Source organism: Rahnella sp. PAMC25617 (assembly GCF_050606005.1).
Lineage (GTDB): Bacteria > Pseudomonadota > Gammaproteobacteria > Enterobacterales > Enterobacteriaceae > Rahnella > Rahnella variigena.
In genome coordinates, this window is sequence record NZ_JBOCUM010000004.1 from 21,942 (window position 1) to 45,365 (window position 23,424).

Annotated in this window: 19 protein-coding genes and 1 rRNA gene; 8 read left to right on the forward strand and 12 right to left on the reverse strand. The window is 50.6% G+C overall.

Going from position 1 to position 23,424, the window contains the following annotated elements; all coding sequences use genetic code 11:
- Nucleotides 1-58 precede the first annotated feature (58 nt).
- Both ACM615_RS04815 and ACM615_RS04820 read left to right on the forward strand, forming a co-directional pair.
- The gene (locus ACM615_RS04815; RefSeq protein WP_113877650.1) at nt 59-1,450 is read left to right on the forward strand and encodes a nucleobase:cation symporter-2 family protein; all 1,392 of its coding nucleotides are present in this window, start codon (nt 59-61) and stop codon (nt 1,448-1,450) included.
- 154 nt (nt 1,451-1,604) lie between these two features.
- Complete coding sequence (locus ACM615_RS04820) at nt 1,605-3,299, forward strand: AsmA family protein (RefSeq protein WP_431011527.1); 1,695 nt, start codon at nt 1,605-1,607, stop codon at nt 3,297-3,299.
- Nucleotides 3,300-3,368: 69 nt separating this feature from the next.
- Here the strand turns inward: ACM615_RS04820 and fabY are convergent, their stop codons facing one another.
- The 5 genes from fabY to typA all read right to left on the reverse strand — a co-directional run bounded on the left by fabY (nt 3,369) and on the right by typA (nt 8,246).
- Nucleotides 3,369-4,301: a fatty acid biosynthesis protein FabY gene (fabY, locus tag ACM615_RS04825; RefSeq protein WP_112289294.1), complete on the reverse strand. Its 933-nt coding sequence runs from the start codon at nt 4,299-4,301 to the stop codon at nt 3,369-3,371.
- A gap of 33 nt (nt 4,302-4,334) precedes the next feature.
- Nucleotides 4,335-4,772: a D-aminoacyl-tRNA deacylase gene (dtd, locus tag ACM615_RS04830; protein WP_112289293.1), complete on the reverse strand. Its 438-nt coding sequence runs from the start codon at nt 4,770-4,772 to the stop codon at nt 4,335-4,337.
- Between the two features lie 18 nt (nt 4,773-4,790).
- Nucleotides 4,791-5,660, reverse strand: coding sequence for a virulence factor BrkB family protein (locus tag ACM615_RS04835; RefSeq protein ID WP_112289292.1), 870 nt, complete (start codon nt 5,658-5,660; stop codon nt 4,791-4,793).
- Between the two features lie 11 nt (nt 5,661-5,671).
- Nucleotides 5,672-6,259: a glucose-1-phosphatase gene (gene yihX / locus ACM615_RS04840; protein WP_113877652.1), complete on the reverse strand. Its 588-nt coding sequence runs from the start codon at nt 6,257-6,259 to the stop codon at nt 5,672-5,674.
- Between the two features lie 163 nt (nt 6,260-6,422).
- Complete coding sequence (gene typA, locus ACM615_RS04845; RefSeq protein WP_112289290.1) at nt 6,423-8,246, reverse strand: ribosome-dependent GTPase TypA; 1,824 nt, start codon at nt 8,244-8,246, stop codon at nt 6,423-6,425.
- Between the two features lie 457 nt (nt 8,247-8,703).
- On the opposite strand from typA, the gene glnA reads away from it, so the two are divergent.
- From glnA to glnG, 3 genes are all read left to right on the forward strand, one after another.
- Nucleotides 8,704-10,113: a glutamate--ammonia ligase gene (gene glnA, locus ACM615_RS04850; protein WP_013577652.1), complete on the forward strand. Its 1,410-nt coding sequence runs from the start codon at nt 8,704-8,706 to the stop codon at nt 10,111-10,113.
- 267 nt (nt 10,114-10,380) lie between these two features.
- Nucleotides 10,381-11,430 (forward strand): nitrogen regulation protein NR(II), encoded by a 1,050-nt coding sequence (gene glnL, locus ACM615_RS04855; protein ID WP_112289289.1) that lies wholly within the window; start codon nt 10,381-10,383, stop codon nt 11,428-11,430.
- A gap of 7 nt (nt 11,431-11,437) precedes the next feature.
- Nucleotides 11,438-12,850 carry a nitrogen regulation protein NR(I) gene (glnG, locus tag ACM615_RS04860; RefSeq protein ID WP_095924078.1) on the forward strand — a complete coding sequence of 471 codons (1,413 nt, stop codon included), beginning with the start codon at nt 11,438-11,440 and terminating at the stop codon, nt 12,848-12,850.
- Nucleotides 12,851-12,927: 77 nt separating this feature from the next.
- Here glnG and hemN read toward each other — a convergent pair whose 3' ends face one another.
- Both hemN and yihI read right to left on the reverse strand, forming a co-directional pair.
- Nucleotides 12,928-14,301 carry an oxygen-independent coproporphyrinogen III oxidase gene (hemN, locus tag ACM615_RS04865; protein WP_113877654.1) on the reverse strand — a complete coding sequence of 458 codons (1,374 nt, stop codon included), beginning with the start codon at nt 14,299-14,301 and terminating at the stop codon, nt 12,928-12,930.
- 187 nt (nt 14,302-14,488) lie between these two features.
- Nucleotides 14,489-15,040 (reverse strand): Der GTPase-activating protein YihI, encoded by a 552-nt coding sequence (gene yihI, locus ACM615_RS04870; protein WP_112289286.1) that lies wholly within the window; start codon nt 15,038-15,040, stop codon nt 14,489-14,491.
- Between the two features lie 579 nt (nt 15,041-15,619).
- Here yihI and yihA point away from each other — a divergent pair.
- Nucleotides 15,620-16,270, forward strand: a complete 651-nt coding sequence (yihA, locus tag ACM615_RS04875) for a ribosome biogenesis GTP-binding protein YihA/YsxC (protein ID WP_112289285.1) — start codon at nt 15,620-15,622, stop codon at nt 16,268-16,270.
- 382 nt (nt 16,271-16,652) lie between these two features.
- Here yihA and polA read toward each other — a convergent pair whose 3' ends face one another.
- The 4 genes from polA to ACM615_RS04895 form a co-directional block, all read right to left on the reverse strand.
- A complete protein-coding gene (polA, locus tag ACM615_RS04880; protein WP_159282548.1) occupies nt 16,653-19,457 on the reverse strand; it encodes a DNA polymerase I in 2,805 nt (934 codons plus the stop codon).
- A 387-nt stretch (nt 19,458-19,844) separates the two neighbouring features.
- On the reverse strand, nt 19,845-20,468 hold the full coding sequence (gene dsbA, locus ACM615_RS04885) for a thiol:disulfide interchange protein DsbA (RefSeq protein ID WP_112289283.1): 624 nt from the start codon (nt 20,466-20,468) through the stop codon (nt 19,845-19,847).
- A 46-nt stretch (nt 20,469-20,514) separates the two neighbouring features.
- A complete protein-coding gene (locus ACM615_RS04890; RefSeq protein WP_431011528.1) occupies nt 20,515-21,501 on the reverse strand; it encodes a serine/threonine protein kinase in 987 nt (328 codons plus the stop codon).
- A gap of 92 nt (nt 21,502-21,593) precedes the next feature.
- Nucleotides 21,594-21,863: a YihD family protein gene (locus tag ACM615_RS04895; RefSeq protein WP_112289281.1), complete on the reverse strand. Its 270-nt coding sequence runs from the start codon at nt 21,861-21,863 to the stop codon at nt 21,594-21,596.
- Between the two features lie 152 nt (nt 21,864-22,015).
- Here ACM615_RS04895 and mobA point away from each other — a divergent pair, with 152 nt between their 5' ends.
- Nucleotides 22,016-22,603 carry a molybdenum cofactor guanylyltransferase MobA gene (mobA, locus tag ACM615_RS04900; RefSeq protein WP_132967247.1) on the forward strand — a complete coding sequence of 196 codons (588 nt, stop codon included), beginning with the start codon at nt 22,016-22,018 and terminating at the stop codon, nt 22,601-22,603.
- Nucleotides 22,600-23,130, forward strand: a complete 531-nt coding sequence (gene mobB, locus ACM615_RS04905; RefSeq protein WP_132967249.1) for a molybdopterin-guanine dinucleotide biosynthesis protein MobB — start codon at nt 22,600-22,602, stop codon at nt 23,128-23,130. The genes mobA and mobB overlap by 4 nt, the downstream gene beginning before the upstream one ends.
- Nucleotides 23,131-23,212: 82 nt before the next feature.
- Here the strand turns inward: mobB and rrf are convergent.
- Nucleotides 23,213-23,328 (reverse strand): 5S ribosomal RNA (rrf, locus tag ACM615_RS04910).
- Between the last annotated feature and the right edge of the window lie 96 nt (nt 23,329-23,424).

The following is a 23,424-nucleotide window of genomic DNA, read 5'->3' on the forward strand; positions in this document are numbered from 1 at the left end:
CTTTTATCGGTGATTTCAATAAAAATGCCCGCTTTGCCGCTTATTGGAATGCCACAACATGAGTTCGCAAACCGCAGAACAAGAAACACAGCAATCTGACCTCTCACGCCAGCAAAAAAGTGAACTGATTTACCGCCTTGAAGATCGTCCGCCACTTCCTCAGACGTTATTTGCCGCCTGTCAGCATTTGCTGGCGATGTTTGTTGCGGTGATCACACCGGCATTGCTGATTTGCCAGGCGCTGGGTTTACCCGCGCAGGACACGCAGCACATCATCAGCATGTCGCTGTTCGCCTCTGGCCTCGCTTCCATTTTGCAGATTAAAACCTGGGGGCCTGTCGGTTCAGGTTTACTCTCCATTCAGGGCACCAGTTTTAACTTTGTGGCACCGCTTATCATGGGCGGAATGGCGCTGAAAAATGGCGGTGCCGATGTCCCGACCATGATGGCAGCGCTGTTTGGCACCCTGATGCTGGCTTCCTGTACTGAAATCATTCTTTCCCGTTTCCTGCATCTCGCGCGCCGCATTATCACGCCGCTGGTTTCCGGCATCGTGGTGATGATTATCGGGCTTTCACTGATTCAGGTCGGACTGACGTCTATTGGCGGCGGTTACTCGGCCATGAGTGATCACACTTTCGGCGCGCCGAAAAATCTGTTGCTGGCTGCCGTGGTGCTGGTGGTGATTGTTCTGCTGAACCGTCAGCGCAATCCTTATCTGCGCGTGGCATCTCTGGTGATCGCGATGGCCGTGGGTTATCTGGCGGCCTGGATGATGGGGATGTTGCCCTCCGTCGCGCCAGCTGCACAAACAAACTGGATAACCTTACCGACGCCGCTGTATTACGGTCTGGGCTTCGACTGGAATCTGCTGATCCCGCTGATGCTGATTTTCATGGTCACGTCGCTGGAAACTATCGGTGATATTACCGCGACCTCAGACGTTTCGGAGCAGCCGGTCAGCGGCCCGCTTTATATGAAGCGCATCAAAGGCGGCGTTCTGGCAAACGGCCTGAACTCAATGCTGTCTGCGGTGTTTAACACCTTTCCGAACTCCTGCTTCGGGCAGAACAACGGCGTGATTCAGCTGACCGGTGTTGCCAGCCGCTATGTCGGTTTTGTTGTCGCTCTGATGCTGATCATCCTTGGGCTGTTCCCTGCCGTAGCGGGTTTTGTGCAACATATTCCTGAACCGGTTCTGGGCGGCGCAACCATCGTGATGTTCGGTACGATCGCGGCTTCCGGCGTGCGTATTGTTTCCCGCGAGCGCCTTAACCGCCGCGCAATTATGATCATGGCGCTTTCACTGGCCGTCGGTATGGGTGTTTCCCAGCAACCGCTGATCCTGCAATTCGCGCCCGACTGGCTGAAAACTCTTCTGTCTTCGGGAATTGCTGCTGGTGGTATTACTGCGATTGTTCTGAATCTGGTCTTCCCTCACGAAAAGTAATCACGGGATGTAATCCGCGTGCAACAGCGGCAGCGGGTCTGGAACCCCTGCCGCTTTTTATTGTCTCCATTCTGCTAACCTGTTGAGAAAAGTCGCTGTTTGCGGCATAAACAAAGAATCTTTTTTCCGCTTTCCCGCTACAGGGCTCCAGACGATGAGATTTATCGGTAAAATTTTGCTGACGTTCGCCTTACTTCTGGTGCTGGCGATCGTGCTGGTGTACGTCCTATTACAAACCCGCTGGGCGGCTGGCGGGGTCAGCCGCTGGATCAGCGATAACAGCGAGTACCGCGTCTCCGTAGAGAAAATCGACCACAACTGGTCGTCTCCGGGTCGTGTGACGTTAAACAATGTCGTCTTCGGGCAAAAGAATCAGCCGGAAATCCTGAACGCTGGCGAAGTCGATCTGGATTTAAGCTTGCGACAGATAACCGAGCCACGCTTTTTCGATCGCGTCGTTCTGGCTAACGGTCGCCTCAGCGTCAGCCCTTCCTCAATGAATTTACCGTTGCAGGCCAATACGCTGCAGCTCAGCAAAATGGCGCTGACCGGGAATATCGCCGGATTAGATATTCAGGGACAGCAGATTAATGCCGGCATTTCGCCGTGGCAGCCAAAACCGGCTCAGCTACTGGGTGACAAAGCCGATTTCCAGCTGAGTGCCGCGAATCTGACGGTCAACGGTCTTCCGGCCGAAAATGTGCTGATTCAGGGCAATATCAATAATAAGAATCTGACGCTGAGTAATTTTGGCGGCGATCTGGCGCGCGGTCAGCTGACAGGTAAAGCCACACAGGCCGCTGACGGTAGCTGGAACATTGAAAACCTGCGCCTGAGCAATGTACGCCTGCAAACCTCTAAATCACTTGCTGCTTTTTTTGATGATTACCAGACATTGCCCAAAGTGACTATCCAGCGCCTTGACCTGATCGACGCCCGCTTGCAGGGAACAGACTGGGCATTCAGCGACGTTGATTTGTCTGTGCAGGATCTGACCCTGGAAAAAGGCGACTGGCAAAGTGATGACGGGGAAATCACCCTGAATGCGACCGATATGATTGATGGCAATCTGCATATCCAGGATCCCATTATCAGTCTCGACCTTTCGCCGAAGGGCATTGCTATTAAACAGGCGACGGCGCGCTGGGAGCGCAGCTTGCTCCGTACCACGGGGAACTGGTTGCGCGCCAACAAACGACTGCAACTTGATGAAGTTTCCGTTGCTGGCCTGGAATATACGTTGCCGGAAAACTGGAAACAGCTCTGGAATCATGCGTTGCCGGATTCGCTTTCTGAAGTCTTTGTCAGCCGGTTTATTGCCAACCGAAACCTGATTATTGATATCAACCCGCAGTTCCCTTTCCAGCTGACCGCGCTTGATGGTCTGGGCAATAATCTGTTGCTGGCGCGTAATCATCAGTGGGGGATCTGGAGTGGTACGCTAAATCTGAATGCCAGCGAAGCCACATTTAATCGTAATGACGTGCGTCGTCCTTCCATAACCCTGAATGCAAACGACAGTCAGGTGAATATTTCCGAACTGAGCGCCTTTACTAAAGAAGGTTTACTGGAAGCCAGTGCGACCGTTGACCAGCAGCCGCAACGTCATTTCTCATTGAAGATGACCGGTCGCTCCGTACCGGCAAATCAGCTGGAAAACTGGGGATGGCCACATGTGCCGCTGGAAGGTAACGTCAATATGCAGCTCAATCTGCACGGGCAAATGCCGGCAAATGTCGATTACAAACCGACGCTGAACGGCACATTGCAGATAAACGGCAGCCAGACCATTGACCAGAGAATGGTGAACGGATTGGTTTCCGGAGCGCCAGCCGCCGTTGCGCCATAAATCAGTTTGTCTGCCTATAACGCAAAAAGGCACCGCAGTCGCGGTGCCTTTTGTTTGGGCTAAAGCAAATCAGTTAATTTCGGGTTCGAGCGGTGCGCCGGGTGCAGCAGGAAGCACCAGATAGGTACCTTCAAACACCGCGCCGTCTACCTCATCGCCGTATAAATTCACTTCGAGTTGCACGCGCGCCTTACGCCCGCGAGCCAGACGATCAAGGTCGCCGCTGACAGAGCCTAAATCCGCCACCGCACGCGGCCTGCCGGTCACCGGTGAACTGTAACGGATATGGGCATCCGCCAGCACAATGGTGCCGCCCAGATGCCGTTCACGCAGCAGCAGCCAGATCAAACCCCAGCCAGTCAGCGTTGCCAGCGAGAACAGACTTCCCGCAAATAACGTATGGTGCGGATTCTGATTGCCGGTTTCCGGCATCGTGGTGACAAAACGCTGTCCGGTATACTGGCTGATCCGCACACCCATTTTCTCACTCAGCGGGATATGGTCGTACCAGGCTTGTTGCAGTTGTCCGCACCAGTCGGGGCGATGAAGAATATCATCCAGCGTTTCGATCGGTTTAATCATCAGGAAGTGACGAACCGGTGTAGTTTGCGGGGTGGTAATTTCCCCCTGATTCACAAAGCCCAGTTTGGCAAAAAAATCCACTGCGTCTTCGCGGGCGCTACAGACTACGCGCTTTACCCCTTCCTGACGCGCCACAGACTCCAGGGTCATCGCCACCAGTGTTCCTAACCCTTTGTCCTGTACATTCGGGTCAACGGCCAGGAAGCGGATTGAGGCTTCGTTATCGGCATTAATGTATAAACGGCCAACAGCAACCGGCTCGCCGCTTTCATCCACGACCATCTGATGATGCGCAATGGAATCGTAGGCATCACGTTCGGAACCTTCAGGCTGACGCAGTGGTTTGCGCAGCATTTCCCAGCGGAATCGGTAATAGGCGGCCAGCTCTTTTTCGGTCGTCGGTACTCTAAGGTGATACATAGATGCGTTCTCTCCGGCGTTATGCCTTATCGATCAGACTTGTAGCCAGAAGGTCACCGGCCCGTCGTTCACCAGTGCCACTTTCATATCCGCAGCGAAACGCCCGGTTTCGGTCACAATGCCTTTCTCACGACACTGCCCGCAAAAATACTGATACAACCGGTCGGCTTCCTGTGGTTCAGCACCGCGTGAAAACCCCGGACGCATGCCTTTTTGTGTGTCAGCCGCCAGTGTGAACTGCGACACCACCAGCAGGCTACCGCCCGCCTGCTGTACGTTAAGATTCATTTTGTCATTTTCGTCACCGAAAATTCGGTACCCGATCACCCGTTCGCAAAGGCGTTTAGCTTTTTGTTCGTCATCGCCCTGTTCAACACCCAGCAAAACCAGTAATCCCGGCCCTATCTGGCCGCAAACGTCGCCATCGATAGTCACGCTGGCATTCAATACCCGCTGAATTAACGCAATCATACAAATCCTTCGAACTGATTATTCTTCTGCTTTGTATTGAGCAGACTGCAATTTTCTCACAGAACGGAACTCGCCAAGCGTGACGGTAATTTCTGCGCCAAGAAGCACGATACACCAGCTGACATAGACCCAGAGAAATAAAATGGGGATCACAGCCAGTACACCGTAAATCAACTGATACGATGGGAAAAGCTGAATATACAAGGTGAAGATTTTTTTACTCAGCTCAAATAAGGCACCGGAAACCAGGGCGCCAACCAGCGCATCCTTTGCCGGAACTCTCACCGTTGGCACGACCTGATATAAGAGCCAGAACGTCACCCAGGAAATCAGTAACGGCAGGATCCGCAGCGCATGGTCGATGAGGGAATGCACGCCGCTGAGGTTAAGCCAGTTCAGGGAGAGTAAATAAGAGCTGACCGCCACGCTGGCCACCAGAAGAATGGGCCCGAGCGTTAATACCATCCAGTACACCGCAAATGAGAACACAATCGGACGCTTGGTTTTGCTGTCCCAGATTTTATTCAGCACGCTGTCCACTGAAGCGATCAGCAGTAATGCGGTGACAATTAATCCGCAGGTACCCACCGCCGTCATTTTGCTGGAGTTGGCAACAAACTGTTCGAGATAACGCTGAATGGTATTGCCCGTGGCGGGCATGAAGTTAGAAAAGATGAAGGTTTTCAACTGTGCACTGATATCCGAAAAGACCGGAAATAATGCAAACAGCGAAAACACCACGGCAATCAGCGGAACCAGAGAAAGCAAAGAAACATAGGCTAAATGGCCCGCCAGAAGCGTCAGGCCATCCTTATCTGAGCGCTTTAAGAGCAGGACTGTGAATTTCCATAATGATTTTGGGTAGTGGCTCAATGCCCTTTTGTGCATCCTTACATCCTTCAGGAAAAGTATTTCGGTACCGTCTGGTTATCTTCCACCCACACAGCTTCAATGCCTGCCGCACGGGCAGCCTCGATGTTTTCAGCAACATCATCAAAGAACACGGCCTGATCCGCGGTGAATCCTTCTTTCTCCAGCACATGCTGGAAAATTTCCGGTTCAGGTTTGCGCATACCCAGATTTTGCGAAAGATACATCGCATCGGTATTGGCTTCGATTTCCGGATAGTGCTGCGGCCAGAAATCCAGGTGTAAGCGGTTAGTATTCGACAGCACGACAACGCGATGACCTTCTTCGCGCAGCTTTTGGAATAACGTGATGACTTCAGGACGTAAACCGACGAAAACGGCGTGCCAGCCCGCACTGAACTGCTCAAAACTGAGCGCAATGCCCATTTCATTACACAAATCGGCGGCGAACTGCTCATCGCTGATTTCACCCCGCTCGTGCTGCTGGAACACCTCGCCCATTTTGAAGCGCTCGGTCAGCGTAGCCAGTGGCGTTCCGCTGAGATGGCTCCACACGCCAAGGACACGTTTGAAATCAATATCAATAATGACGTTTCCCATATCAAAAATGTACAGCATTGCACGCTCCTGATTTCAAAGATGACTTTTAACTTTAGCGGTAAAACGTACACCTGAACAGTGACAGAGTTGCGCTGTTGAGCTCAGCGTTAGAAAAAAGACAAAAAAAAACAGGGTACCCAAAGGCACCCTGTTTCTGTGTAACGGCACGCGTTAAAGAAGATTAACCTTCTTTAGGACCACGCATTGCACGTTTACGATCGTTCTCGGTCAGGTGACGTTTACGAATACGTACAGACTGAGGAGTCACTTCGACCAGTTCGTCATCATCGATGAATTCCAGAGCTTGCTCCAGAGACATTTTGATAGCAGGAACCAGAGTCGTTGCTTCGTCAGTACCGGACGCACGCATGTTGGTCAGTTTCTTACCGGTCAGGCAGTTCACGGTCAGGTCGTTAGAACGTGAGTGAATACCGATGATCTGGCCTTCATACACTTCTGCGCCGTGGCCCAGGAACAATTTACCGCGGTCTTGCAGGCTGAACAGTGCGAACGCAACTGCTTTACCCTGACCGTTGGAGATCAGCACGCCGTTCTGACGCTGGCCGATTTCGCCCGGACGAACGTCATCGTAGTGGCTGAACGTGGAGTACAGCAGACCGGTACCAGAAGTCATGGTCATGAATTCTGTACGGAAGCCGATCAGGCCACGTGCAGGGATCAGGTAATCAAGACGGATACGACCTTTGCCGTCTGGGATCATGTCTTTGACATCGCCTTTACGCTCACCCATGGCCTGCATTACAGAACCCTGGTGTTGCTCTTCGATATCCAGTGTCACGTTCTCGAATGGCTCTTGCATGCGGCCATCGATTTTACGGTTGATTACTTTAGGACGGGAAACCGCCAGCTCGAAACCTTCACGACGCATGTTTTCGATCAGAACCGACAGGTGAAGTTCACCACGGCCTGAAACGCGGAATGCATCAGCATCTTCAGTTTCTTCAACACGCAATGCAACGTTGTGCACCAGTTCTTTGTTCAGACGGTCAAGGATCTGACGTGAAGTCACATACTTACCTTCTTTACCACAGAACGGAGAGGTGTTTACGTTGAAGTACATGGTTACTGTTGGTTCATCAACGCTCAGCGCTGGCAGAGCTTCAACATTCGCCGGATCACAGATTGTGTCGGAGATGTTCAGTTCGCCCAGGCCGGTGATTGCGATGATGTCGCCCGCTTCAGCAACGGTGGCTTCGATACGCTCAAGACCCATGTGGGTCAGAACTTTACCGACTTTACCGTTACGGGTTTTGCCTTCGCTGTCGATGACAGTGATTTGCTGGTTAGGCTTAACGGTACCGCGTTTGATGCGGCCGATGCCGATGACGCCAACATAGTTGTTGTAGTCCAGCTGAGAGATTTGCATCTGGAAAGGTGCATCCATCTCAACTTGTGGCGGAGATACGTGGTCAACGATCGCCTGGTACAACGGGGTCATGTCTTCGGCCATATCGTTATGGTCGTTACCCGCGATACCCATCAATGCTGATGCATAGATGATTGGGAAATCGAGTTGTTCGTCGGTTGCGTCCAGGTTTACGAACAGGTCGAAGACCTGATCAACAACCCAGTCAGGACGCGCGCCAGGGCGGTCAACCTTGTTGATTACCACGATCGGTTTCAGACCATTAGCGAATGCTTTTTTGGTCACGAAACGGGTTTGCGGCATTGGGCCATCCATTGCATCCACAACCAGCAGCACCGAGTCGACCATTGACATCACACGCTCTACCTCACCGCCGAAGTCGGCGTGTCCTGGGGTATCCACGATGTTGATGCGGTAGTCTTTCCAATTAATGGCGGTGTTTTTTGCGAGGATGGTAATCCCACGCTCTTTCTCCAAATCGTTGGAGTCCATTACGCGTTCAGTGGCTTCTACACGCTCTCCGAAAGTACCGGATTGTTGTAGCAGCTTGTCGACCAGGGTGGTTTTACCATGGTCAACGTGGGCAATAATGGCGATGTTACGCAAATTTTCGATCACAGCTTTGCCTCAGGCATTAGAAATAGCGCGCTATTGTACACGTATTAAGCGAGGTTCTAAACAAGATCACAAGGATCTTGATGAAACAACTTGTGGATGGTTACTTTGTGATCCCTTTCACGGTGCAAAAAGATCACTGAACCATTATGACGCACCGTTTTGGTGCCATGCATCTCAGAGATAGCACCATTATAGTGCAGAAATTCCGTTATGGTGCATACTTATCGAGTGCAAGAGCCCTGTAAAATGGCGTTGTTTGCATTTTCTCAAAGTTGGCACACTTTTCGCTAATAGTTTTTAGGGTAAAAAAAAGTTTTTACAGGGTGACGCGTCTGACCAGTCAAATAATAGCGCTGTTCAGTCCACACGCCAGTTCAAGTAAAGCTGTTATTTCCAACTAAAGACCAAAAATGGTTATTCGTTCCACGACGATAATGAGAAATTCGGGAGAACTAGTATGTCCGCTGAACACGTTTTGACGATGCTGAATGAGCATGAAGTGAAATTCGTAGATTTACGTTTCACAGATACCAAAGGCAAAGAACAGCACGTCACCATTCCTGCACACCAGGTTAGCGCTGACTTCTTCGAAGAAGGCAAAATGTTTGATGGCTCTTCAATCGGTGGCTGGAAAGGCATTAACGAATCTGACATGGTTTTGATGCCAGATGCGAGCACTGCTGTTCTTGACCCGTTCTACGAAGAAACCACGCTGATCATTCGTTGCGACATCCTTGAGCCAACTACGCTGCAAGGTTATGACCGCGACCCACGTTCTACCGCAAAACGTGCAGAAGACTTCCTGCGCTCTTCCGGTATCGCGGACACCGTTCTGTTCGGGCCAGAGCCAGAATTCTTCCTGTTTGATGATGTGCGCTTCGGCAGCAGCATCTCCGGTTCTCACGTGGCTATCGATGATATCGAAGGCGCATGGAACTCCAGCACCAAATATGAAGGCGGCAACAAAGGCCACCGTCCTGCAGTTAAAGGTGGTTACTTCCCGGTTCCTCCGGTCGACTCCTCCCAGGATCTGCGTTCTACCATGTGTCTGACCATGGAAGAAATGGGTCTGGTTGTTGAAGCTCACCACCACGAAGTGGCAACCGCGGGTCAGAACGAAGTGGCAACCCGCTTCAATACCCTGACCAAAAAAGCGGACGAAATTCAAATCTACAAATACGTGGTTCACAACGTGGCTCACGCATTTGGCAAAACTGCGACCTTCATGCCAAAACCAATGTTTGGCGATAACGGTTCCGGTATGCACTGCCACATGTCTCTGTCCAAGAACGGTAACAACCTGTTCGCTGGCGACAAATACGGCGGCCTGTCTGAAATGGCACTGTTCTACATCGGCGGTATCATCAAGCACGCTAAAGCGATCAACGCCTACGCTAACCCGACTACCAACTCCTACAAGCGTTTGGTCCCGGGCTACGAAGCGCCAGTGATGCTGGCTTACTCTGCGCGTAACCGTTCTGCATCCATCCGTATTCCACACGTATCAACGCCTAAAGCGATGCGTATCGAAGCACGCTTCCCTGATCCAGCGGCTAACCCATACCTGGCGTTTGCTGCACTGATGATGGCTGGCCTGGACGGTATCATCAACAAGATCCACCCTGGCGATGCGATGGACAAAAACCTGTATGACCTGCCACCGGAAGAAGAAGCAGAAATTCCAAAAGTTGCAGGTTCACTGGAAGAAGCGCTGAACGCACTGAACGAAGACCGCGAGTTCCTGACCCGTGGCGGCGTGTTCACTGACGACGCTATCGATGCTTACATTGGTCTGCGTAAAGAAGAAATGGATCGCGTGCGTATGACTCCGCATCCGGTTGAGTTCGAGCTGTACTACAGCGTCTAAAGACAGCGTTTAATTCTCGAATTAGCTGCTGAACTCAGCGCCCGTCCTCTGACCGGCGCTGAGAGAAATACCCGACTGGAGGCCTGGCGGTAAGAAAGCCTTCAGCGTCAAAATCAAGTAAGACGATTTTATTTGTTGCCGTGGAAACTTTCAGCCCATCTCCGGATGGGCTTTTTTCTCCACACTCTTTCCTGCTTAACCCCTCTGACCCGTGTTTTGGCCGGGTAGCGAGACAAATTGCACCCATCAGGTGCGGGAGACTGCGGTATGGCAACTGGCAAGCTGCCCGATGCTGGGCAGATCCTGAATTCTTTAATCAACAGCGTTCTGCTGTTGGACGACGATTTGGCTGTGCATTACGCCAACCCGGCGGCTCAGCAATTACTGGCGCAAAGTTCCCGCAAACTTTTTGGCACCCCGTTGCCAGAGCTGGTGGGATATTTTTCGCTGAACATCGAGTTAATGCGTGAAAGTCTGACAGCCGGACAGGGCTTTACAGACAGCGAAGTGACTTTAGTCGTCGATGGCCGCGCGCATGTGTTGTCACTGACCGCACAGATGCTGCCGGAAGGTTTTATTCTGGTCGAACTGGCGCCGATGGATAATCAGCGACGTTTGAGTCAGGAACAATTGCAGCATGCTCAACAGGTTGCAGCCCGAGATTTGATCCGCGGTCTCGCGCATGAAATTAAAAATCCGCTTGGCGGTTTGCGTGGTGCGGCACAGTTGTTATCCAGAGCGCTGCCCGATCCGGCTTTGCTTGAGTACACCAAAGTCATTATTGAGCAGGCCGACCGTCTGCGTAATCTGGTCGACAGATTGCTGGGTCCGCAACGTCCGAGCCAGCATGTGACACAAAGTATTCATCAGGTTGCGGAGCGCGTTTGTCAGCTGGTGTCGATGGAAAAACCCGATAACGTTCAGCTGGTACGGGACTATGATCCGAGCCTGCCGGAACTGGCACACGACCCTGATCAGATAGAACAGATTTTATTGAATATCACCCGCAATGCCTTGCAGGCGCTGGGGGAGGAAGGCGGCACAATAACATTGCGTACGCGGACTGCTTTCCAGATTACGTTACACGGCGTGCGTTATCGTCTGGCGGCACGCATCGATATTGAAGATGACGGCCCCGGCGTACCGGCACATTTGCAGGACACTCTTTTTTACCCCATGGTCAGTGGCCGCGAAGGGGGCACCGGACTGGGCCTCTCTATCGCACGCAGTTTGATTGACCAGCATTCGGGTAAAGTTGAATTTAACAGTTGGCCAGGACATACCGAATTCTCGGTTTTCCTGCCTATTCGCCAGTGAGGTTCTTATGCAACGAGGGATAGTCTGGATCGTCGATGACGATAGCTCCATCCGCTGGGTACTTGAACGTGCGCTCACTGGAGCCGGTTTGACCTGCACCACGTTTGACAGCGGCAATGAAGTGCTTGATGCCATTGCGACTCAAACCCCTGACGTTTTGTTATCAGATATCCGTATGCCGGGGATGGACGGTTTAGCGCTGTTAAAGCAGATTAAACAGCGCCACCCGATGCTTCCGGTCATCATAATGACAGCGCACTCCGATCTGGATGCGGCGGTCAGCGCCTATCAGCAAGGCGCATTTGATTATCTGCCAAAACCTTTCGACATCGACGAAGCAGTGGCGCTGGTTGAACGCGCTATCAGCCATTATCAGGAGCAACAGCAACCGGCTCGCAGCCAGCCGGCAAGTGGCCCGACGGCGGATATTATCGGCGAAGCGCCAGCCATGCAGGACGTCTTTCGCATCATCGGCCGTTTGTCCCGCTCTTCAATCAGCGTGCTGATTAACGGGGAATCCGGTACCGGTAAAGAGCTGGTGGCTCATGCTTTACACCGTCACAGCCCGCGCGCCAAAGCGCCTTTTATCGCACTGAACATGGCGGCAATCCCGAAAGACCTGATCGAATCCGAACTATTCGGCCATGAGAAAGGGGCGTTTACTGGCGCTAACACCATCCGTCAGGGACGTTTTGAGCAGGCCGACAACGGCACGCTGTTCCTTGATGAAATCGGTGATATGCCCCTCGATGTGCAAACCCGTCTTCTGCGCGTGCTGGCTGATGGTCAGTTCTATCGTGTGGGCGGCTATGCGCCGGTGAAAGTGGATGTGCGTATTATCGCTGCGACTCACCAGAATCTGGAATTACGGGTTCAGGAAGGAAAATTCCGCGAGGATTTATTCCACCGCCTGAACGTTATCCGTGTCCATCTGCCACCGCTGCGCGAACGTCGCGAAGATATTCCGCGTCTGGCGCGTTATTTCCTGCAAGTGGCGGCGAAAGAACTGGGCGTGGAAGCGAAGAACCTGCATCCGGAAACGGAAACCGCGCTGACGCGTCTGCCGTGGCAAGGCAACGTGCGCCAGCTGGAAAACACCTGTCGCTGGTTAACGGTGATGGCTGCGGGTCAGGAAGTCCTGATTCAGGATTTACCGAGCGAACTGTTTGAAACGTCTGCCCCGGAAACCGGCGGTCAGAGCTTACCGGACAGCTGGGCGACGCTGCTGGCACAATGGGCCGATCGCGCCCTGCGTTCCGGTCATCAAAACCTGTTGTCAGAAGCGCAGCCTGAAATGGAGCGCACTTTGCTGACCACGGCATTGCGTCACACGCAGGGACATAAACAGGAAGCCGCACGCTTACTGGGCTGGGGACGCAATACGCTAACCCGCAAGCTGAAAGAACTGGGTATGGAATAACCGGGCCTGAAATAAAAGCCTTGTGCCAGAAAGCAAAACAGCCGCTCATGCGGCTGTTTTTGTTGATAGCAAAGAAATCAGATCACGCGGGAGAATTGCTGCTGACGTACCTGACGGCGCAGATAAATATCAAAGCACATGCAGATGTTGCGGATAAGCAAACGCCCGCGCGGCGTTACCTGAATATGCGTCTCGCTCACCTCAACCAGCCCGTCTTCAACCAGCGGTTTCAGCAGCGCCAGGTCATCGGAAAAATAGTCGGTAAAGCGGATGCCATATCGCTCTTCGATATCCGCAAAGCTCAGCTCGAAATGGCAGATCAGCGATTTAATGACATCGCGACGCAGGCAATCATCATCCGTCATTTCCAGACCGCGCCATAACGCATTCCCCTGCTCTTCTACTCTGGCGTAATACGTTTTGAGGTCTTTCTCGTTCTGCGCGTAAGTATCGCCCAGCATGCTGATGGCTGACACGCCCATTCCCAGTAAATCGCTGTCGCCCTGCGTGGTATATCCCTGGAAATTACGGTGCAACTTGCCTTCACGTTGGGCAATCGCCAGTTCGTCATCAGGACGCGCAAAGTGATCCATGCCGATAAAGCGGTAACCGGAGGCGGTCAGCGAGGCAATAGTTTCCTGCAGAATTTTCAGTTTCTCTTCTGCGCCCGGCAAATCAGCGTCTTTGATTTTGCGCTGAGCGGCAAACAGTTTTGGCATGTGGGCGTAATTGAACACGCTCAGGCGATCCGGGTTCAGTTCTGCCACGCGTTGCAGCGTATACGCAAAACTTTCCGCCGTTTGCTTCGGCAGGCCGTAAATCAGGTCGATGTTGGTGGAATTGAAACCCAGCGCTCTGGCGCGTTCAATCAGCGCAAAGATAAAATCTTCATCCTGCTCGCGATTCACCAGACGCTGCACTTCTTTATTGAAATCCTGCACGCCCATGCTCAGACGATTAAAGCCTTCGCTGCGCAGATGGTCGAGCACATTCAGCTCGATTTCGCGGGGATCCACTTCCAGTGACATTTCTGCATCGGGGAGAATATCAAAGTGTGCCCGCAGAAGGCCCATCAGACGGCTTATCTGCGCTTTATCGAGGTAAGTCGGAGTACCACCGCCCCAATGCAACTGACTGACCTGACGGCCCTTAAAGAGCGGCGCACGGTGACTTATCTCTTTCTCAAGTACGTTGAGATATTCTTCGGCTTTATGCTGCTGACGGGTTACCAGTTTATTGCAGCCACAGAAATAGCAGAGCTTATGGCAGAAAGGGATATGCACATACAGAGAAAGGGAACGCTCAGGGTAACGGACAGCCGCTTGTTTAAAAGCCGCATCGTCGTAGCTTTCGCTGAATTCGAGTGCTGTTGGATAGGATGTGTATCGCGGACCTGAATAGTTGTACTTCTGGATCAGCGCTAAATCCCAGACGGTTGTCTGTTCTGACATGGGTGACTTACTCCTTCCGGCGTCGGATGCTGCCGGTTTCCCTTACAGGCAGGCTTTTAGCCTGCCTTACAAAGGTCGCTCTGCGCAAACGTGCTTTGGTTTTCGATAACCGTCGTAGTTTACCGAATAACCAAAGGAGATAACATGCAAAGAGTAAGGCTATTGCCGGAATGACCCAGCGCATCGCTTAGAAACCTTCTTTTGGATTCCCGCGTTTAAGCAACTGCATCATATCTTCGTTCTTCTCTTCTTCTTCGTCATCTTCATCGTCGCCGAGTTCGATACCGAGAATTTCCATCAGAACATCAATACGATCCAGAGTCTGGTCAACATAAGCCTGATCTTCTGCACTCAGCGCTTTGCCGTCGTCGATAAGATCAAGCAATGAATCCAGACGCTCATCGTTTTCCAGTAATGTCAGTTCTTCTTGCGGAGACATTTTAGGTTTTGCCTCTGGCTTCGGCTGAGCGGCTTTCTTCGCTTTCGCTGCATTGTTGGTGACGGTTTCCACGATCAATGGCACCGCTTTTTTACTGCCGATACGCGGATCGGTTTTTTTAGCGCCTGCGCCGCTTTGATTCTGGGCTGCGTCCGGATTTGCGCGTGAGCCTGCTTTATGGCCACGACGCTTATTGTCACGCTTGCGTTCGCGCGCTTCGATATCAAGCTCTACACGACTTTTCTTCTTCGTTTTAGCTGTCGCGGTATTGGCGCGCGGGGCTTTCGCTGGCTGTTTCATGGCATCTGCTCTTAGGTGTGTACATTTAGTATAGATTTGCGGCGGAATCTAGCAGAAAGCGGACAAAGAAAAAAGGCAGCAAGTTAACCTTGCTGCCTTTTTCTTTCCTTCAGAAGAAGGATATTCCTCAAACACTTTCCCTGTATAGCGTCAACGTCCCGGTTTTTCCTTTGCCTTTCAGAGCCTCCGGCTCCGTTTGTCCTTAAATCGCGATGCATTTCCCGTGATCCCTGAATGCAATAATCGTCCTTGTTTCCGTTCTCGCCTTCACCGCGTAAGAAATACTTTACCCGACTGGCACAAAGGCTCAAGATACCCGCCAGCCGTCTTGTCGGTTTTATAACGATATAAATTTTATCTTATTGAAATTGCATAATATTAAAAATTTCGGCGACAAAACAAGCGAAATAACCCGCATCATGAATAGCAAATGTCTTACATCATGAAGGCAATTTCCCCCGCCTTCATCTCTGTGGTCCCTTCGCCTCATCATTCGGATTTTAAAAACACGAACGCATCTCGGCTCTGTTGCAGTTATAATCGCCAGCCAGATACTCATGCCTCACGGAGACGCACGCTTTGACCAGCCAAACTTACAACTATCATATGACCCATTTCGTCATGAGCGCCCCGGATATCCGGCATTTGCCATCTGACGCAGGCATTGAAGTCGCATTTGCTGGTCGTTCAAACGCCGGCAAATCCAGCGCACTGAATACTCTGACGCAGCAGAAAAGCCTCGCACGTACCAGTAAAACGCCTGGCCGTACTCAGCTCATCAACCTGTTCGAAGTGAAGCCGGGCATCCGTCTGGTCGACTTGCCGGGTTATGGCTACGCGGAAGTACCGGAAGAAATGAAGCGTAAATGGCAGCGCGCATTGGGCGAATATCTGCAAATGCGCAACTCACTGAAAGGTCTGGTGGTGTTGATGGATATCCGTCATCCGCTGAAAGATCTCGATCAGCAGATGATTCAGTGGGCTGTCGATGTGGGTACGCCGGTGATGTTGCTGCTGACGAAAGCCGACAAACTGGCATCCGGCGCGCGTCAGGCGCAGATCAAAATGGTCCGCGAAGCCGTGAAAGAATTCATGGGCGATATTCAGGTGGAAGCCTTCTCTTCCCCGAAGAAAATGGGCGTCGATAAACTGAGTGACAAACTGAACACCTGGTTCAGCGAAATCCCACCGGAAGTGCTGGAAGAAGAGCTTTTTGACGAAGGCGAGTAAATCTAGGCTTAAACGAAGAAGTCTGTAAGTAAAGAACACATCAGGGTAGCCAACAGGCTGCCCTTTTTTATGGGCGGGATTTTATCACTGTAGTCAGAAAACAGGCGTAACCCTGTGAAAACTCCAATAAAAAACGCCCCAGACATAAATGCCTGGGGCGGCTAAAATATTCAGCCAAATCCGATTACGTGAAGTAAAAGGTCTGAAAGATAGAACATCTTACCTCTGTACCCTACGAGAGAAACTTTACCCTATTTCATGACGGGGAAAAAGAACTTTTTGTAGTTTACTTACACAAAAATCGTGGATTATGCGATCACCTTCATGGTCTGAGCACATAATCATGTAGCTTAATTACAAAAAAAGCTTAATTACTATCCACTTAGTGAGCCTGATCCCAATTCTCACCAGTACCGACGTCCACTTTCAACGGAACCGCCAATGTCATACTGGCTTCCATCAGGCTGCGAATTTTTTCACTCGCTGCAGCAACATCATCTTTATGCACTTCAAACACCAGTTCATCGTGAACCTGCATGATAATGCGGGCACGCGGAGCATCTGACTGTTTCAGCCAGGCATCGACGCTGATCATGGCGCGTTTGATAATGTCAGCCGCAGTACCCTGCATCGGGGCGTTGATCGCGGCACGCTCGGCACCTTTACGGCGCATCGCGTTGCTGGATTTGATGTCCGGCAGATACAGACGGCGACCATCGAGCGTTTCAACGTAACCCTGCTCAGAAGCCTGAGTGCGGGTACGTTCCATATATTCCAGCACGCCCGGATAACGCTCGAAGTACAAATCCATATAACGCTGGGATTCTTTGCGTGGAATATTGAGCTGACGCGATAAGCCAAAGGCGCTCATGCCGTAAATCAGACCAAAGTTAATCGCTTTAGCGCTGCGACGCTGTTCACCAGATACTTTCTCCAGCGGTGTGCCGAAAACTTCTGCGGCGGTTGCGCGGTGAATATCCTGGCCTTCAGCAAAGGCTTTCAGCAAGCCTTCATCTTTCGATAAATGCGCCATGATGCGCAGTTCAATCTGCGAATAGTCGGCCGCCAGAATGATATAGTCTTTTGGCGCAATAAACGCCTGACGGATACGGCGCCCTTCATCATTACGCACCGGAATGTTTTGCAGATTAGGATCACTGGAGGACAGACGCCCCGTCGCGGTCACCGCCTGATGGTAGGACGTATGCACGCGGCCAGACTGCGGGTTGATCATCAATGGCAGTTTATCGGTGTAAGTCGATTTCAGTTTTGCCAGACCACGATATTCCAGAATCACTTTCGGCAACGGATAATCCAGCGCCAGTTCAGCCAGAACTTCTTCATTAGTTGATGGTGCGCCACCCGGAGTTTTCTTCAGGATCGGCAATTTTTGTTTTTCATACAAAATAGCCTGCAACTGTTTGGTCGAAGAGAGGTTGAAAGGCTCTTCAGCCAGTTCATGCGCTTTGTTTTCCAGCTCATTCAGTCGAATTGCCAGCTCTTTCGAGTGAGCCGCGAGGATGTTCTGATCAATCAGAACCCCGGTACGCTCGATATGAGAAAGAACAGGCACCAGCGGCATTTCAATATCCGTGAACACTTTGGTCAGGGATTCGCTTTCCTGAATGCGTGGCCAGAGTGCCTGATGCAATTGCAATGTGACATCGGCATCTTCTGCCGCATAAGGCGCTGCCTGCTCAAGGGCTATCTGGTTGAAGGTTAGCTGGTTCTTACCTTTACCCGCAATCTCTTCAAAGCCCACGGTTTTATGGCCGAGATAGCGGTCTGCCAAACTGTCCATGTCATGGCGGCCAGATACGCTATCAAGCACGTAGGATTCAAGCATGGTATCGAAGGCGATACCTTTCAGTTCGATGTCATAACGCAGTAAAACACCGCGGTCGAATTTGAGGTTCTGCCCGACTTTCAGCTGCTTTTCATCTTCGAGTAACGGCTTGAGTTGTTTCAGTACATCATCGCGATCCAGCTGCGCCGGCGCATCCAGATAGTCATGTGCCACAGGAAGATAAGCCGCTTTACCCGCTTCTGTAGCGAAAGATAAGCCGATCAGATTGGCAGTCAGGGTATCCAGACCATCCGTTTCGGTATCGAAAGCGAAAACATTCGATGCGTTCAGATAACCGATCCACTCATCGAGAGTCGCCTGATCCAGAATGGTGACATATCCCTCCTGCGAGAGCTGGTTTGGTTCAACAGCGGATACTGACGTCGTTTCTTCTGCCGGAGCACCTTTCTTCGCTGCTGCCGACGCTTTACCTGCCGATTTTTTGGCGCTCAGCCAGGTGCCGGATTCAACATCTGCCAGCCAGCGTTTGAATTCATAGCGGCCAAACAACTTGTGAAGTTCATCGGCATCGGGTTCAGAAACCGTTAGCTCAGCACAAGTGAGATCCAGCTTAACGTCAGTTTTAATGGTCGCCAGCTGATAAGAGAGGTAGGCAACTTCTTTGTTATCTGCCAGTTTTGCCGCCATGGTTTTTGAACCGCGGAAACTGAGTGTCGATACTTTATCCAGATCGGCATATAACGCATCAAGGCCACCAATGCCTTGTAACAATGCCTGTGCCGTTTTCTCACCAACGCCCGGTACGCCAGGAATGTTGTCCGAGGAGTCACCCATCAGAGCGAGGAAATCGATGATCAGTTCAGGCGGAACACCGTATTTCTCGACAACTTCATCTGGCCCCAGAATCGCATTGTTCATGGTGTTGATCAAAGTGACACCCGGCGTCACCAGCTGTGCCATATCTTTATCGCCGGTGCTGATCAGAACCGCATGACCGGCCTGTTCGGCTTCAAGTGCCAGCGTACCGATCACGTCGTCCGCCTCTACGCCGGAAACCACCAGTAATGGCAACCCCATCGCTTTCACCATTTGATGAAGCGGCTCAATTTGAGAACGCAGATCATCCGGCATCGGAGGACGATGGGATTTATATTGTTCGAAAAGCTCATCACGGAAGGTTTTGCCTTTCGCGTCAAAAACCACCGCAACATGGCTTGGTGTGTATTGCAGCAAAAGACTGCGCAACATATTCAGCACACCGTACATCGCGCCGGTCGGTTCACCCGCAGAGTTGGTCAGCGGAGGGAACGCATGATAAGCGCGATAAAGGTAGGACGAACCGTCCACCAGGATTAATGGATTTTCTGCTATCTGGGCCATAACTCTTCTTTATTCGTGATCAGACATGCCCTAAGGATGCCATAGCCAGCGGGAAAGACGAACCTTGAGAAGGAAATTCATTACGAAGTTGCGGGGGATCTCGAAGGATCATCCTGTGGATAACTTTGTGAATAGTTTTAAGAGGAAATTAATTCGGATGGTTAATCCGAAAACTCATCAGGATTTTAGCTACGTGATTCATCAGGTTATAGGATTGCTTAATGAATATTGATGTAATAGAAGCTTAATAGCTATTGTGGATAGTAATATTTACCGGGAAACTTTCTGCGGGATATTTTTTATATTTACGCCTGCAAACATTTCCTTTTTCTCATTTCTTCGAAAATATAACGCCAGCCCGAAAGCTGGCGTTGAGATCAGAAATTCTTATTTTTTGGTCGCTAAGAAGTTGATCACATCAGAATATTGTTTGACGTACATATCCATTGAGCTGGTATCAAGTCCGTCATTTTTAACCATATATTTTCCGTTCACAAATACGGAAGGAACGCCTTGCAGACCCAGGTCAGCAGCGGCTTTCTCCTGTTGAACAACCAGAGATTTCACAACAAAGCTGTTAAGTGCAGCATCGTAATCCTCGCCTTTCACACCCGCCTGAATAAAGACTTTACGGATATCATCAGCATTCTGAATGGATTGCTGTTTCTGCACAGCATCAAACATCAGCGGACTCACTTTGTCTTCCACACCCAGGGCAATCGCAACAGCCCAAGCTTGAGTTAATTGTTTACCCAATGGCCCCAGGAATTCGACGTGATATTTGGCATATTTAACATCTTTAGGCAGGTTCTTGCGGATGTTGTCAGAGACATGCCAGACTTGTTCAAACTGGTAGCAGTGCGGGCAATAAAATGAGAAGAACTCGAGTACCTGTGGCTCATTAGCAACGGTTTTATCTAAAGTAACGTACTGTGCGCCATCAGAAAACTGCGCGGCAGACACACTGAAGGCCATAACCATACCTACCAGTGCCAAGAATATCTTTTTCATATAAAGCCTATCTCCATTTAATTAAACTTCAAACATTAATCATGACTTAATACATTGGCATCAGCTGTAAAGGAGGTGCCTGTAATTTCTTAACTTGCTCAGTAAACGCCGCTATCTGACTACGCCAGAAATCTTCATCCTGCATCCAGGGGAAACTCTTAGGAAATGCAGGATCCTCCCAGCGACGGGCAACCCAGGCCAGATAATAAACCATACGCATAGCCCGCAGCGGTTCAATCAAAGAGAGTTCGCGCGTATCTAAATCAGCAAACTCTCCGTAAGCTTCCAGCAAGATATCTAACTGGAGCCTTTGCTCACTTTGATCCCCATGCAACAGCATCCAGAGATCCTGAATTGCCGGACCATTACGGGCATCATCCATATCGACAAACAATGGCCCGTCACGCCAGAGAATATTCCCCGGGTGGCAATCGCCATGTAAGCGTAGAGGTTGCCAGTCAGTATGCCAATAATCGCCCGTAGTGCGAATCAGCTGGTCTGTTGCGGATAAGAAGGGTTCACGCAAACTCTTGGGGATCAGCGGACATTGCGCGAGAACTTCACGCGGCCGGTCGAGATACTCATCAAGTCCGATAGTTGGCCGTGCGGTAAACAGGCTTTCATTGCCCACCTGATGAATGCGCCCAAGAAAACGTCCTACCCACTCCAGCTGGTCGAGATTATCGATTTCATACTGACGCCCACCCACGCTGGGAAATACGGTAAACATATATCCCTGGTAGTGGTGCAGTGTGTTTTCGTTGATAGAAAGAGGGGCAACAGCAGGAATTTCAGCATCAGCCATATCAAGAGAAAACTGATGCTCTTCGTGGATTTGTTCTTCGGTCCATCGCTCAGGACGGTAAAACTTCACCACATAGCGTTTTCTGTCTTCACCAAGAAACTGGTAAACGCGGTTTTCATAACTGTTTAATGCAGTGAGGCCGGACTCAGCAATAAGACCGACACTCTCTAACGCATCAAGGATAAGATCCGGCGACAATGCCTGAAAATTAAAAGCTGAATTGTTCATAACTTCATTCGGATTGGCCGCACAGAAAAATGACAATGGGAAATAGTATCATCTATTTTTGGCGGTTCGCATGAAGTTCACATAAGTTTACATCAATCCTTAATCACGCCACGGGCACGTAAAAGTGCAGTTTTAAAGTCATCCTCATAGTCTTTCTTTAAACCCGGGATTTCAGTCGTGCTGTCAGTACCACGCATTTTCAGGTGATAAATCAATGTGTCATCACTGAGTTCGCCTAATGTCCCCTGGTATCCACATTCTGTGGCCAGCTTCTGGATGAACTCCATCAGGTTCAGATCGCAATCCTCTTTCCATGCCGGATGCAGCAGTTCGATCAGCTCGTTTACGCGATGTTCTTTCATGATAATCCTTCTCCACTTGTTTTCAGACCTTAAAAATAACAGGGTTATTTCGTCAGGGAAAGTACAAGCTCACTGTAAAAAAGTTTAACCTGCCCGGTATAAATTAAGGCGTTACAATGACGGTAATAATGAGGTTCTGAAAGGCGGATATTATGGATCGCAGTAACATCACTGGCGTTATTTTAGCAGGCGGTCGGTCGAGCAGGATGGGCGAAGAGAAAGGGCTGATTGATATTAATGGTCAGCCTTTATTTGAACATATCGCCCAAAGATTACATCCCCAAGTAGGAGAAATTCTGATCAGCTGTAATAGGAGTTCTGAACGCTATGGCAGAAATAACCAGACCGTCCCGGACCTCAAACAGGATTTCTCGGGGCCACTCGCCGGTATGCTTGCTGCGTTATCAGTGAGTAAAACCGAATGGATACTCTTCGTTCCCTGCGACGTGCCAGATTTTCCCATCGACCTTAGTGAAAGATTATTTGCCGGGCTATCAGGGCAGAAAGCAGCTTATGTGCGTGATCCGGAGCGTGAGCATCCAACGCTTTGCCTGTTAAACCGGAGTCTGATCCCGGCACTGACGTCGTATCTTGAAAACGGCGACAGGAAGCTCATGATTTTCCTTGATAATATCGGAGCAAACTCGGTGCTGTTCAGTGAGTCTGCTGCGTTTTTCAATCTTAATACGCCTGAAGATGTGGCGCTTTGGAAAACCCGCAACCAGGATCATTCAAGATGATAAACCAACCAATCCCATTACTTGGGATCGTCGCTTATAGCGGTACAGGAAAAACAACACTGCTGAAACAGCTCATCCCCTGGCTTCGTCAGCGTGGTATCCGGACCGGTCTGATAAAGCATACCCATCATGATGTAGATGTAGATACGCCAGGGAAGGACAGCTTCGAGCTACGTAAAGCTGGCGCAGACCAGACAATGGTTGCCAGCAATAGCCGGTGGGCGCTGATGACTGAAACACCCAGACATGACGAGCTCTGTCTTGGGTATCTGGCAACACGTTTCGACAGTAATAATCTTGATATGATTTTGGTTGAGGGATTTAAACATGAAGATATCGATAAAATCGTGCTGCACAGGAAAGAAACGGGAAAGTCACTGGAGAGTCTGATTGATATTCACGTTGTTGCAGTCGCAACTAATGATCTGTTCGCGCCGGTTTCACAGGCTATCAGCATTCTGAATATAAATGAGGTAGATAAAGTGGGGGATTTTGTTATTCAGTGGTTGGAAAGTCAGCAGAACTAGAGGTTCTGCCCTCTTTTATTTCCCCAAATTCCCCATAGCAAAAAGCCCTGTACGTTAGTACAGGGCTTTCCACTTATTTGATGCCTGGCAGTTCCCTACTCTCGCATGGGGAGACCCCACACTACCATCGGCGCTACGGCGTTTCACTTCTGAGTTCGGCATGGGGTCAGGTGGGACCACCGCGCTACTGCCGCCAGGCAAATTCTGTTTCATCCATACCGCATCATGCCATGATTTCTCACACACTACGCCATACGAACCAATCTCGGAACAGTCAGCTGAAAATAAGTGGAA